The sequence below is a fragment of the Pseudomonas sp. PB3P13 genome (assembly GCF_054897735.1).
The window spans coordinates 469,718-483,234 of the sequence record NZ_CM142702.1; the positions used below are offsets into that span (position 1 = coordinate 469,718).

General features: G+C 58.3%; 9 protein-coding genes. 3 read left to right on the forward strand and 6 right to left on the reverse strand.

Annotated features, from left to right (window positions below; genetic code table 11):
• Window positions 1-546: 546 nt before the first annotated feature.
• The 5 genes from ntrC to glnA all read right to left on the reverse strand — a co-directional run bounded on the left by ntrC (window position 547) and on the right by glnA (window position 6,125).
• Window positions 547-1,983: a nitrogen regulation protein NR(I) gene (ntrC, locus tag ACYZT1_RS02230; RefSeq protein WP_462017467.1), complete on the reverse strand. Its 1,437-nt coding sequence runs from the start codon at window positions 1,981-1,983 to the stop codon at window positions 547-549.
• Complete coding sequence (glnL, locus tag ACYZT1_RS02235) at window positions 1,980-3,065, reverse strand: nitrogen regulation protein NR(II) (protein ID WP_462017468.1); 1,086 nt, start codon at window positions 3,063-3,065, stop codon at window positions 1,980-1,982. Before glnL ends, ntrC begins: the two co-directional genes overlap by 4 nt.
• 230 nt (window positions 3,066-3,295) lie before the next feature.
• Entirely contained in the window at window positions 3,296-3,916 is a 621-nt protein-coding gene (locus ACYZT1_RS02240; protein WP_462017469.1) for a DUF4124 domain-containing protein, read from the reverse strand.
• The gene (locus tag ACYZT1_RS02245) at window positions 3,913-4,428 is read right to left on the reverse strand and encodes a DUF4124 domain-containing protein (protein ID WP_462017470.1); all 516 of its coding nucleotides are present in this window, start codon (window positions 4,426-4,428) and stop codon (window positions 3,913-3,915) included. The genes ACYZT1_RS02240 and ACYZT1_RS02245 overlap by 4 nt, the downstream gene beginning before the upstream one ends.
• 290 nt (window positions 4,429-4,718) lie before the next feature.
• Complete coding sequence (glnA, locus tag ACYZT1_RS02250; protein ID WP_420646845.1) at window positions 4,719-6,125, reverse strand: glutamate--ammonia ligase; 1,407 nt, start codon at window positions 6,123-6,125, stop codon at window positions 4,719-4,721.
• Between the two features lie 327 nt (window positions 6,126-6,452).
• On the opposite strand from glnA, the gene thiI reads away from it, so the two are divergent.
• Together thiI and typA are read left to right on the forward strand one after the other, a co-directional pair.
• Window positions 6,453-7,907, forward strand: a complete 1,455-nt coding sequence (gene thiI, locus ACYZT1_RS02255; RefSeq protein ID WP_462017471.1) for a tRNA uracil 4-sulfurtransferase ThiI — start codon at window positions 6,453-6,455, stop codon at window positions 7,905-7,907.
• 139 nt (window positions 7,908-8,046) lie between these two features.
• Window positions 8,047-9,867 carry a translational GTPase TypA gene (gene typA, locus ACYZT1_RS02260; protein WP_462017472.1) on the forward strand — a complete coding sequence of 607 codons (1,821 nt, stop codon included), beginning with the start codon at window positions 8,047-8,049 and terminating at the stop codon, window positions 9,865-9,867.
• 216 nt (window positions 9,868-10,083) lie between these two features.
• Here the strand turns inward: typA and ACYZT1_RS02265 are convergent, their stop codons facing one another.
• Entirely contained in the window at window positions 10,084-10,524 is a 441-nt protein-coding gene (locus tag ACYZT1_RS02265; protein ID WP_149416955.1) for a YkgJ family cysteine cluster protein, read from the reverse strand.
• A gap of 259 nt (window positions 10,525-10,783) precedes the next feature.
• Here ACYZT1_RS02265 and ACYZT1_RS02270 point away from each other — a divergent pair, with 259 nt between their 5' ends.
• Window positions 10,784-13,234, forward strand: coding sequence for a glycogen/starch/alpha-glucan phosphorylase (locus tag ACYZT1_RS02270; RefSeq protein ID WP_462017473.1), 2,451 nt, complete (start codon window positions 10,784-10,786; stop codon window positions 13,232-13,234).
• Window positions 13,235-13,517: the final 283 nt, after the last annotated feature.

A 13,517-nucleotide genomic window follows, 5' to 3' on the forward strand; every position in this document is an offset into this window, starting at 1 on the left:
GAGGGAATCCCCGGCCTGCCTGTACCAAGGTTCCCGAAACGGGAGGGCTCGCGTATTTCGTCGTGAGCCGGTGTAAAGAAGGAACCCCTGACCTGCCTGTATCAAGGGCCCCAAAACGGCAGGACTCGGTGCCATGTGTGGTGCGAGTCCGATGTAAAGAGGGGAATCCCCGGCCTGCCTGTACCAAGGTCCCCGAAACCGGGTAGTGAACCAAATCACTGAATGGACCATTGCAGGGGGCGTGCCAGCTTTTAACAATTCGAAACAGGAACCGCTGCAAAACGGCGAAAACCCCGTATTGCGGGGCTTTCGTGTTTTTTCGATCGGGTTTGATTGTGCATAGGGGCGGGGTGTCGAATCAGTGGTTGTGCGCGATTGCGGTTCACGATGCATTCAGTCGGTGCGCCGTGCCCCAAAAGCATCGCGAGCAAGCTCGCTCCCACAGGGTTCAGGGGCGTTCACGTATGCGCGAAAACACTGAAATCGACTGTAGGAGCGAGCTTGCTCGCGATGGGCTGTAACAGTCAGCGAAGATCTACACGCCGCTTAACCCTCTTCCCCCTCATCCTCATCCCCACCATCGACCTTCATTCCCAGTTCCTTGATCTTGCGCGTCAGGGTATTACGTCCCCAGCCCAACAAAACCGCCGCATCACGACGCCGCCCGGCCGTATGTTTCAATGCTGTCTCGATCATGATCCGCTCGAACGTCGGCACCGCGCTATCGAGCAGACTCGACTGGCCACGCGCCAGTGCCTGATCGGCCCACTGACGCAACGCTTGCTCCCAGTTGGTCACAGGTGCCGAATCTTGCGGCAGGTTCAGCAGCTCCGGCGGCAGGTCGCCGATGTGCACCTCTCGACCCGATGCCATCACCGTGATCCAGCGGCAGGTGTTTTCCAGCTGACGCACGTTGCCGCCCCACGGCAGGTTCTTGAGGTATTCCTCGGTCTCGCTTTTCAGCAGTTTCGGCTCGACCGCCATCTCTTGCGCCGCGCGGCTGAGGAAATGCCTGGCCAGGGTCGGAATATCTTCGCGACGATCCGATAATCGTGGGATATGAATGCGGATAACGTTGAGACGATGAAACAAGTCCTCACGGAATTTGCCGGCCTGCACCAGGGTTTCCAGGTTCTGGTGAGTGGCGGCGATGATCCGTACATCGACTTTAACCGGCATGTGACCGCCAACGCGGTAGAACTCGCCATCGGCCAAAACGCGCAGCAATCGAGTCTGCGTATCCGCTGGCATGTCGCCGATTTCATCGAGAAACAGCGTGCCGCCGTCAGCCTGTTCAAAACGACCGCGACGCAGGTTGGCCGCGCCGGTGAACGCGCCTTTTTCGTGGCCGAACAGCTCGGATTCCATCAAATCTTTCGGAATCGCCGCCATGTTCAAAGCAATGAACGGCGATGCTGCTCGCGGGCTGTGACGGTGCAAAGCGTGGGCCACCAGCTCTTTACCGGTACCGGATTCGCCGTTGATCAGCACGGTGATGTTGGAGTGGCTCAAGCGGCCGATGGCGCGAAACACTTCCTGCATCGCAGGCGCTTCGCCGATGATTTCCGGTGTACGGGTCAGCGCGACAGGTACTTCCAGGCCTTGCTGCTCTTGTGCGTGCTGGTTGGCGCGCTTGACCAGCGACACCGCCTCGTCGACATCGAACGGTTTTGGCAGGTATTCAAAGGCGCCGCCCTGATAGGACGCAACCGCGCTGTCCAGGTCCGAGTGCGCCGTCATGATGATCACAGGCAGCCGAGGGTGTTGCTCGCGAATCCGCGCCAGCAGGTCCAGACCGCTGGCGCCGGGCATGCGGATGTCGGAAATGATCACGTCCGGTTGCTGGCGCGCCAGTCGGCTCATCACGCCATCGGCGCTGTCGAAGCTCTGCGTGGTCATGCCTTCCTGCTGCAAGGCTTTTTCCAGGACCCAACGGATTGATCGGTCGTCATCGACGATCCACACGGTTTCACTACGGCTCATGTCGATGTGGCTCCTTGTTCCAGTGGCAGAAAGATCGAGAACGTGGTCTGGCCTGCGTGGCTGTCGCACTCGATCAGGCCATGGTGCTGGCTGATGATGTTCTGGGTAATGGCCAGGCCCAGCCCGGTACCGTCCGGACGACCGCTTACCATAGGGAAGAAAATGGTTTCCTGCAGCTCGGCAGGGATGCCGGGACCGTTATCGATGATCTCGATCTTGGTGACCAGGCGATGGCGCACGTGGCCGATGGTGAACTGGCGCATGGCGCGGGTGCGCAGAGTGATGCGGCCCAGGCGTAATTCGTTCTGGCTGCTAATGGCCTGCATCGCGTTGCGCACGATGTTCAAGACGGCCTGAATCATTTGTTCGCGGTCGATCGTTACGTCAGGGATGCTCGGGTCGTAGTCGCGGGCCAGAGTGATGCAGCCTTGGCTTTCCGCCTCAACCAGGTGCGAGACCCTTTCCAGCACCTCATGAATGTTGCACATGGCCAGCGACGGCAGTTTGTTCGAGCCGAGCATGCGATCGACCAGATTACGCAGGCGATCGGCTTCTTCAATAATGACGTTGGTGTAGTCGCGCAGGCTCTCTTCCGGTAGTTCGCGGGCCAGCAGTTGTGCGGCGCCGCGAATTCCGCCTAGCGGGTTCTTGATCTCGTGAGCGAGCCCGCGAACCAGCATCTTGCTGGTTTCCTGCTTCGACAACTGCGCCTCTTCCTTGGTGATCCGCAACAAACGATCGCGCGGGTGCACTTCCAGTAACAACTTGGTGGCGGCATTGGCCAGGATCGGCGTTACCGCGTAATCGACCGTCAGTGTCTGACCGGTCAGGGCAGTGAGCATCGCTTCGCGTTTTGTAAAAGGGTGCGCGTGCTCAACGGCCTGACGCAGGGAGTTGAGTGCCTCGGGAGATTCGGTAAACAGTTCGCTGATGAATTGCCCATGACTTCGCTGGCCGCTGATGGCCAAAAGCATTTCCGCCGCCGGGTTCATGTATTCCAGATGCAGCTCGGCATCCAGCAGGATGGTGGCGGTGGTCAGGTTGTCTAGCAACAGTCGGTGCAGTGCGTCGCTTATGGTCATCAGGACCTCTTTTGGAGCAGGGCATGCGCAGGAATAACGCGCCGATGCAGGGAAAATGCAAAAAACAAACCAAGGCTCCGAAAAGAAGCGGTGAAACCCTGAAACGGGTGTTTAACGCTCGTTTGCGTGGCGTTCTGCCAGCTCTCGCGGCTATTTCCGAACCAAAATGGGTGGCGATGAGGTTCCGTCAAACCGTATCGCACCAATATAGTGCGGGAGCTGCATCGAGGTTAGAAGAAACGCAAAAAGGGATTTTTTTCTTCTTCAGGTTTGTCTTTCAGCGGGCATTCTGGCCGTTGGCCGTAATCCGCGAGGGCGCAGGGTTTGACCTGACGTTTCTGCGCGAGGGAAATGCGCAACATGTGGAAGGGTTGATTGGCGGTGCGCTCCACGGTGCGTCCCTGCTCGTCAACAATCTCGACGGACAGGTTGTGCGTGCCACGATCAATATCGGTGAGCGCGAAAACCGGACTGGCGCCGGGCTCGCCGGTGGGTTGGCCGTCCAGTAGCAATCGATAACGATGGCCGCGTTGCAGGCCGGGTTCGCTGGTGGCGCTGACGATGAGTTCGCCGGCAGTACTGCGGACCGTGGCGTCGGGCTCGGGAATCAGCAGCCGGAGCATGTTGTAGTGAAAGGACGGTTTGGCCGTGGGCTTCTGCTCGGCAACCGCTGGCGCGGCGCTGGTCGGGTTGGCTGACATGCGATTGCTCGGCGCCAACGGCACGCGTTTGGCGTTGCCCGACCCCGGCTGATCGGTGAAAACCCGATTGCCCTGGGCGTCGATGTAAGTGAATACCTGCGCCGATGCCGGTAGCGCAATCAGGCAAGCGATCAGCAGCCACAACCTCATGGCGTATGCACTCGTTGAAGGGTGAAGGTCACGGATGGACTCTGTTGGACAACCGCTTCGCCGCTGATGACCTGGACCGCGAGACTGTGTGTGCCGCGATCGATGTTGACCAGTTGCAGAATCGGCACGTTGCTCGGCTGGCCGTAGGGTTGATCGTCCAGCACCAGTCTGAACAGGTGTGGACCTTGCAGGCGCGGCTTTATCAGTACATTCACGGTAAACGTGCCGTTGTTGGCGCGCAGCGCTTCAGTGGTGGGCAGGTTGGTCAGCTCGAGTATCTCGTAGGCACTCCGCGGTTGCTCGCGGCTGTTGGCTTCGGTGGCAGGCACAGGGGCAGTCGGCTGTTGTGACTCAACACTGTTGAGTGGCGGCAATTCGACCGCTTCGGCCCTCACGCCGTCGGGCGGCTGATTGCTGTAGGCGGTGTTGCCGTCGGCGTCGGTGTATTTGTAAATCTGAGCTGCGGCGGGCAGGGCGATCAGCAGCAGGACAAATAGAAAACCACGACCCATAACATTAACCCGATCTCAAAGCGTTGGCTTGCAGCATAGGCCACGGTCGGCAGTTGGCCCAAGCTGTAAACATCCGGGCATGAATTTTTGCTATTCGTCAGACGGCGCAGTTTCCTGTGGGAGCGAGCCTGCTCGCGATTCGGTCGTACATTTTACATGGGTGCTGACTGACACAGCGCTATCGCGAGCAAGCTCGCAGGGGGGTATCGCCGGGCTGTAAAACGCAGCCACAAAAAAGACCTCCCGAAGGAGGCCTCTCTCTTCACGCCGCTCGCGCAGGCGCTACCGGATCAGCAGCTGTAGTACAGCTCATATTCCAGTGGGTGTACGAAGGTGCGGACCTTGATTTCTTCTTCGCTTTTCAGAGCGATGTAAGCGTCGATGAAATCGTCGGAGAACACGCCGCCTTTGGTCAGGAACGCACGACCCTTGTCCAGTTCTTCCAGGGCTTCTTTCAGGCTGCCGCACACTTGTGGGATCTCTTTCGCCTCTTCAGGCGGCAGGTCGTACAGGTTTTTGTCGGCAGCGTCGCCAGGGTGGATCTTGTTCTGGATGCCGTCCAGGCCAGCCATCAGCAGCGCTGCGAAAGCCAGGTACGGGTTGGCAGCCGGATCCGGGAAACGTGCCTCGATACGACGGCCTTTAGGGCTGTTGACGTATGGAATACGGATCGAGGCGGAACGGTTGCGCGCCGAGTAGGCCAGCATTACCGGAGCTTCGAAGCCTGGCACCAGACGCTTGTAGGAGTTGGTAGCCGGGTTGGTGAAGCCGTTCAGGGCCTTGCCGTGCTTGATGATGCCGCCGATGAAGTACAGAGCGGTTTCCGACAGGCCGGCATAGCCTTCGCCAGCGAAGGTGTTCTTGCCATCTTTGGAGATGGACATGTGCACGTGCATACCCGAACCGTTGTCGCCGTACAGCGGCTTGGGCATGAAGGTAGCGGTGCGGCCGTAAGCGTCGGCAACGTTGTGCACAACATATTTCAGCGTCTGAACTTCGTCAGCTTTCTTCACCAGGGTGTTGAACTTGACACCGATTTCGTTCTGACCGGCAGTTGCCACCTCGTGGTGGTGAACTTCAACGACCTGACCCATTTCTTCCAGCGCGTTGCACATCGAGGTGCGGATTTCATGGTCGTGGTCGAACGGCGGAACCGGGAAGTAGCCGCCTTTCACGCCTGGACGGTGGCCACGGTTGCCGCCTTCCACGTCCTGGTCGGACATCCACGAGCCTTGCTCGGAGAAGATTTTGAACATGGAGCCGGAGATGTCGGACTTGAACTTCACTTCGTCGAAGATGAAAAACTCTGGCTCAGGACCGCAGAATACGGTGTCACCGATACCGGTGGTTTTCAGGTATTCCTCGGCGCGGTGGGCGATGGCACGCGGATCGCGATCGTAACCTTGCATGGTCGAAGGTTCGATGATGTCGCAGACCAGGATCAGGGTCGGCTCTTCAGTGAAAGGATCGAGAACGGCAGAATCGTCATCCGGCAGCAGGATCATGTCGGAGGCTTCGATGCCTTTCCAGCCAGCGATGGAGGAACCGTCGAACATCTTGCCAACTTCGAAGAAGTCGTCTTCCAGCGCATCGCGAGCCGGCATGGTCACGTGGTGCTGAGTGCCTTTGGTGTCCGTGAAGCGCAGATCAATCCACTTGACGTCATGATCTTTGATGAGTTGAACCGACTTCGACATAGTGTCCTCCGGGTGAATTAGGGCGGGTAGTGGATGCCCTTAATAGTGGTGATGCCGGCGCGAATACTCTGCCAAGGCAACCTGCCTCACAAGGGAGCAAATTGCATGCCAGTGCCCCAGCATGGGTTTTTTGCCCCAATATCACGCTTATTAAGGCCATTAATGCGTCGAGGCTAAATTAATCGCCCTGTTATGTCGCGCTTTAATCTGCAAACGACCCGTTTTGGTGCACGGAAAACCTTCTGCACATTAACTGGTTAAACCTTGAGCAATTTCCGCTATAATCCGCGCCCCCCTTTTTCGGCTGGCCCAGCGCGCGCTGTTTTCATGAAACTAATCGTAAAAGTCTTCCCCGAGATCACCATCAAAAGCCGCCCGGTACGGATGCGTTTCATCCGCCAGTTGGCCAAAAATATCCGCACCGTGCTCCGTGACCTGGACCCGGCGGTGGTGGTGAACGGTGTGTGGGACAATCTCGAGCTGGAAACCCGTGTCACCGAGGCCAAAGCGCTGAAAGAGATGACCGAGCGGCTGAGCTGCATGCCCGGTATCGCGCATTTCCTGCAGGTTGACGAATACCCGTTGGGTGACTTCGACGACATCGTCGCCAAGTGCAAACTGCACTTCGGTGATGCATTGGCCGGCAAGATTTTTTCGGTGCGCTGCAAGCGTGCCGGCAAGCATGAATTCACTTCGATGGACGTCGAGAAATACGTCGGCAGCCAACTGCGTCGTCAGTGTGGCGCTGCCGGAATTTCGCTGAAAGCGCCGGAAATCGAAGTTCGCATCGAAATTCGCGACAAACGGTTGTTCGTTATCCACAACCAGCACAACAGCATCGGTGGTTACCCGCTGGGTGCCCTGGAACAGACGCTTGTGCTGATGTCCGGCGGGTTCGATTCCACTGTCGCGGCTTACCAGATCATGCGTCGCGGCCTGATGAGTCATTTTTGTTTCTTCAATCTGGGCGGGCGGGCCCATGAACTGGGCGTCATGGAAGTCGCGCACTTCATCTGGAAGAAGTACGGCAGCTCCCAACGCGTGTTATTTGTCAGTGTGCCGTTTGAGGAAGTCCTGGGAGAAATTCTGGGGAAAGTCGATAACAGTCATATGGGTGTAGTTTTGAAGCGTATGATGTTGCGCGCTGCTTCCCGTATTGCCGATCGGCTGGAGATCGAAGCGCTGGTCACCGGTGAAGCGATTTCCCAGGTGTCGAGCCAGACATTGCCAAACCTGTCCGTGATCGACTGCGTGACCGACAAGCTGGTCTTGCGTCCGCTGATCGCCAGTCACAAGCAGGACATCATCGACCTGGCCAACGAAATCGGGACTGCCGATTTCGCCAAGCACATGCCGGAATACTGTGGGGTCATCTCGGTGAACCCCAAGACCCACGCCAAGCGTCCTCGCGTGGAGCATGAAGAGAAAGAATTCGACATGGCAGTCCTTGAGCGGGCGCTCGAGAACGCCAAACTGGTGCCGATCGATCGCGTGATCGACGAATTGGGCCAGGACTTGCAGATCGAAGAAGTCAGCGAAGCACTCGCGGGCCAGATCATCATCGACATCCGCCATCAGGATGCCGCTGAAGACGAGCCGCTGGAGCTCGCTGGCGTTGAGGTACAAGCGATGCCGTTTTATGCATTGAACGCTCGTTTCAAGGAACTGGACCCTACTCGCCAGTACCTGCTGTATTGCGACAAAGGCGTGATGAGTCGCCTGCATGCCCACCATTTGCTCAGTGAGGGGCATGCCAATGTGCGCGTTTATCGACCGAGCTAAGAGCCCGGGGCTGTTTGCCTGTGGCCTGCGTCACCGGCCCCCCGACTCTGCCGTCAAGCTGTAACGGCAAGGCCTGACTCTACTGTTAATCGCTGCCAAGACTTGTCAGCACACCGAATCCTCTGATCGAGATACACAAGTGATCGAAAATCTACGCAACATCGCCATCATTGCTCACGTTGACCACGGTAAAACCACCCTGGTAGACAAACTCTTGCGTCAATCCGGCACCCTGGAGCGCAACGAGCTCAACGACGAGCGCGTGATGGACTCCAACGACCAGGAGAAAGAGCGCGGTATTACCATTCTGGCGAAAAACACCGCCATCAACTGGAACGGCTACCACATCAACATCGTGGACACCCCGGGCCACGCCGACTTCGGCGGCGAAGTTGAACGCGTGATGTCGATGGTTGACTCCGTTCTGCTGCTGGTTGACGCTCAAGACGGCCCTATGCCGCAAACCCGTTTCGTGACCAAGAAGGCTTTCGAAGCCGGCCTGCGTCCAATCGTGGTGATCAACAAGGTTGACCGTCCAGGCGCGCGTCCGGACTGGGTTCTGGACCAGATCTTCGACCTGTTCGACAACCTCGGTGCCACCGAAGAACAGCTGGACTTCAAAGTCGTCTACGCCTCGGCCCTGAACGGCATTGCCGGTCTGGAACACACCGACATGGCTGAAGACATGACCCCGCTGTACCAGTCGATCGTCGACAACGTACCTGCGCCGCAAGTTGACCGTGACGGTCCGTTCCAGATGCAAATCTCGGCTCTGGACTACAACAGCTTCCTGGGTGTTATCGGCGTTGGCCGTATCGCTCGTGGCCGCATCAAGCCGAACACTCCGGTTATCGCCATCGACGCCGACGGCAAGAAGCGTAACGGTCGTATCCTGAAGCTGATGGGGCACCACGGTCTGCACCGTATCGACGTTGACGAAGCAGCTGCCGGCGACATCGTCTGCATCAGCGGTTTCGATCAGCTGTTCATCTCGGACACTCTGTGCGACCCGTTGAACGTTGAAGCGATGAAGCCGCTGACCGTTGACGAGCCGACCGTTTCCATGACCTTCCAGGTAAACGACTCGCCTTTCTGCGGTAAAGAAGGCAAGTTCGTGACGTCCCGTAACATCAAGGAACGTCTGGACAAGGAACTGCTCTACAACGTGGCTCTGCGCGTTGAAGAAGGCGACACCGCCGACAAGTTCAAAGTCTCCGGCCGTGGTGAGCTGCACCTCTCGGTACTGATCGAAACCATGCGTCGCGAAGGCTTCGAAATGGGTGTGGGTCGTCCGGAAGTGATCATCCGTATGGTTGACGGCGTCAAGCACGAACCGTACGAAAACGTGACCATCGACCTGCCGGAAGAATCGCAAGGTTCGATCATGGAACAGATCGGTATCCGAAAGGGCGACCTGACCAACATGGTTCCGGATGGCAAGGGCCGTGTGCGCCTTGAGTACAACATCCCGGCGCGTGGCCTGATCGGTTTCCGTAACGAGTTCCTGACCCTGACCTCCGGTGCAGGCATCCTGACCTCGATCTTCGACCGTTACGACGTGATGAAATCCGGCGACATGTCCGGTCGTCAGAACGGCGTGCTGGTTTCGGTTGCCACCGGTAAGGCTCTGACTTACTCGCTGGAAACCCTGCAGGCTCGCGGCAAACTGTTCCTGGGTCACGGTGAAGACGTGTACGAAGGTCAAATCGTCGGCATCAACAGCCGCGACAACGACCTGGGCGTCAACCCAACCAAAGGCAAGAAGCTCGACAACATGCGTGCTTCGGGTAAAGACGAAACCATCGCACTGGTTCCGCCTATCCGCTTCACCCTGGAGCAGGCTCTGGAATTCGTTCAAGAAGACGAATTGTGCGAAGTCACTCCCAAGTCCATCCGTCTTCGCAAGAAGATCCTGGGCGAAAGCGAGCGTACCCGCGCTGCCAAGAAAAGCGGCAACTGAGTTTCGACTTAGTTAGCGCTTGAAAAAACGCCCCCGATCGCGAGATCGGGGGCGTTTTTGTTTGTCTGGGGTTTGTGTGTTCAATGGGCTGGCCCCATCGCGAGCAGGCTCACTCCTACAGTGAAGTGTGGTGTTCACAAAACCTGTGGACACCGCCGAACTCTGTGGGAGTGAGCCTGCTCGCGATGAGGCCCGGTCAGACGGCGAAATGTTGGATCAAAACTTCTCGAGGGTACGGCGGGAGCTGCTGGTCTCGCGCGCCACTTCTTTGGGCTTGTAAGCGCAATACCCCGGCCGCGGGCCGATCTTCGGGTGATTGCGGCAAGTATCCGGCCGCTTTTCATAAATAGTGCACAGACGGCTTTTACGATCCAGGTACAGGCAATCGTTATTGCTCATGCGCTGCAACGTGAAGATTTCCGATTTCTGGTTGTAGCGCTCGACAATCCCTTCCTTCTGCAAACGCTTGGCGATGTTCTTCGCCGGTTCGCCGCGCTCGAATTCATCGACGATGCCAATGCGGATCAGATCCTTGATCTTGACCTCGACCGGCAGCGTGCAGCAGCTGGATACGCAAGAGCCGCACATCGGCGCAGAATACTTGGCCCAGGTATCGAGGCGATCGATCTCGGCGGCAGCGATCAGGTTGGACTTCATCATCGGTTGTTACCAGCGTGTGCATCAGGGCGCGCGATCATACCGGGACCGGTGGATTTTTGAACAACCTTTCGCCGGATTTTTCCCCGGGCGGTGCGAAAACTCGGGTTTTTCGGCACGCCCCCTGCATTGATTCAGGCACCTGCCAATGTAATGGCGACAGATTTCGCACTATCAGGGAAAACTGCCGAACAAGCGCGTCGGCTGCCTGTCAGAGCGTCTAGGCTCAGAAACTTCACGCTCGCTCGAGGTCCTATCGATGACTCAAGAACCACTTGTTCGCGAAGCAGAGGTGGCCGCATTTCGCGATGCCGTCTTGACCAAACTCACCTACGCGGTGGGCAAAGACCCGGATCACGCCTTCGACCACGACTGGTTCGAAGCCATTGCACTGGCAGCGCGCGACCACATGGTCGAGCACTGGATGGACCACACCCGGCAGATCTACCGCAAAGGTCAGAAACGGGTTTACTACCTTTCCCTCGAATTCCTCATCGGCCGGTTGCTCTACGACAGCTTGAGCAACCTCGGCCTGCTCGACGTTGCCCGCGAAGCCATGACCGAGCTCGGCGTCGACATTGAACGCATCCGCTTGCTCGAACCTGATGCCGCGCTGGGCAACGGCGGCCTCGGGCGTCTGGCCGCGTGCTTCATGGAAAGCATGTCCACCCTCGGCATTGCCGGGCACGGCTATGGCATTCGTTACGAACACGGTTTGTTCCGCCAGGCCATCGTCGATGGCTGGCAGCAGGAGCAGACCGAGCACTGGCTGGATTTCGGCAACCCGTGGGAATTCGAGCGACCAGAAGTGGTGTATCCGATCGGTTTCGGCGGCAGTGTCGAAACGGTCACCGAAGAGTCGGGCAAAACCAAACAAGTCTGGACCCCGGCGGAAACCGTGCGGGCCATCGCGTACGACACGCCGGTGGTCGGCTGGCGCGGTGCGAGCGTGAACACCTTGCGCCTGTGGCGCGCCCGCGCCGTGGAAGACCTGCACCTGGAACGCTTCAACGCCGGTGACCATTTGGGCGCCGTGGCGGAAGTTGCCCGGGCCGAAAGTATTTCCCGCGTGCTTTACCCGGCGGACAGCACCGAGGCTGGCCAGGAACTGCGGCTGCGTCAGGAATATTTCTTTGTCGCAGCGTCGTTGCAAGACTTGCTGCGGCGTCATCGCAACATGCACGCATCCGTCCTGACGTTGGGCGATCACGCAGCGATTCAGCTCAACGACACTCACCCCTCGATTGCGGTGGCCGAGCTGATGCGTCAGCTGGTCGACGTGTATGGCGTGGCGTGGGATGCGGCATGGCAGGTTACGGTGGATACGCTCTCGTACACCAACCACACGCTGTTGCCCGAAGCGCTGGAAACCTGGCCGGTCGGTCTGATGGAACGCATGCTGCCGCGGCACATGCAGATCATTTATCTGATCAACGCTCAGCACATCGATTCGCTGCGCAGCAAAGGCATTCACGACTTTGACGTGCTGCGCGCCGTGTCGTTGATCGAAGAAGACAACGGTCGCCGCGTGCGCATGGGGAACCTGGCGTTCCTCGGCTCGCACAGCGTCAACGGCGTGTCCGGGCTGCACACACAATTGATGCGCAAAACCGTGTTCTCCGAGCTGCACAAACTTTACCCGGAGCGAATCAACAACAAGACCAACGGCATCACCTTCCGCCGCTGGCTGTATCAAGCCAACCCGGAACTGACCTCGATGATGGTCGATGCACTCGGGCCGCAGTTGCTGGATAACCCGGAAGAACGCTTGCTCGATCTGGAGCCGTTCGCCGAGCAACCGGCATTTCGCAAAGCTTTCGCCGAACAGCGTCTGCACAGCAAGAAAGCCCTGGCTTACATTATTCACGAGCGGCTCGGCGTGGCGGTTAACCCGGCGGCGATGTTCGACGTGCAGGTCAAGCGCATCCACGAATACAAACGGCAGTTGCTCAACCTGCTGCACACCGTTGCGCTTTATCAGGCGATTCGTGCCGAGCCGGAAATCGACTGGGTGCCGCGCGTGAAGATCTTCGCCGGCAAGGCCGCCGCCAGTTATCACCAGGCCAAGCTGATCATCAAGCTGACCAACGACATCGCTCGCGTGGTCAACAATGACCCGACCGTGCGCGGCTTGCTCAAAGTGGTGTTCCTGCCCAATTACAACGTCAGCCTGGCCGAAAGCATTATTCCGGCGGCGGATTTGTCGGAGCAGATTTCCACCGCAGGTTTCGAGGCCTCGGGCACCAGCAACATGAAATTCGGCCTGAACGGTGCCTTGACCATCGGCACGCTGGATGGTGCGAACGTGGAAATGTGCGAGCGCATCGGTGCCGAGCACATGTTCATTTTCGGCCTGAGCGCGCAGCAAGTGGAGGCGCGCAAGCAGAATCACGAGTTCAACGCGACGCCGGACATTGCCGCATCGCATCGCTTGAATGACGTGCTGCAAGCGATCCGCGGCGGGGTGTTCTCGCCGGATGATCCGTCGCGTTATGCCGGGCTCATCGATTCGTTGATCGACTACGACCGGTTCTTGGTCTGTGCCGATTTCGATTCCTACTGGGAGGCGCAGATGCGTGTCGAAGCGCATTGGCATGATTCGCAGGCGTGGTGGCGTTCGGCAGTATTGAACACCTCGCGCATGGGCTGGTTCTCGTCCGACCGGACCATCCGCGAGTACGCTACGGATATCTGGAAAGCGTTGGAGTAAACCCGCTACTGCTCAAAATGCTGGCGCGCCGGACAAGATCGCAGCCTTTGGCAGTCATTCTTCACCCTCCAGGGTGAACGTTGACTGTCGCAGGCTGCGATCTGCTGTACGCCTGCGCGGCCAGTGCGCCTGGGGATATCGGCAACACCTGCCCGCGCAGTCGGGCTTCCAGGCGAAGATTCTCTCGAAAAATTGCCATCAATCCTCAGTCCACGGCATCCGTTTCCAACTACGCTAAACCCGACGCATGAACTCTCTTGGGCGGAGCACGTCTGATAGGAGC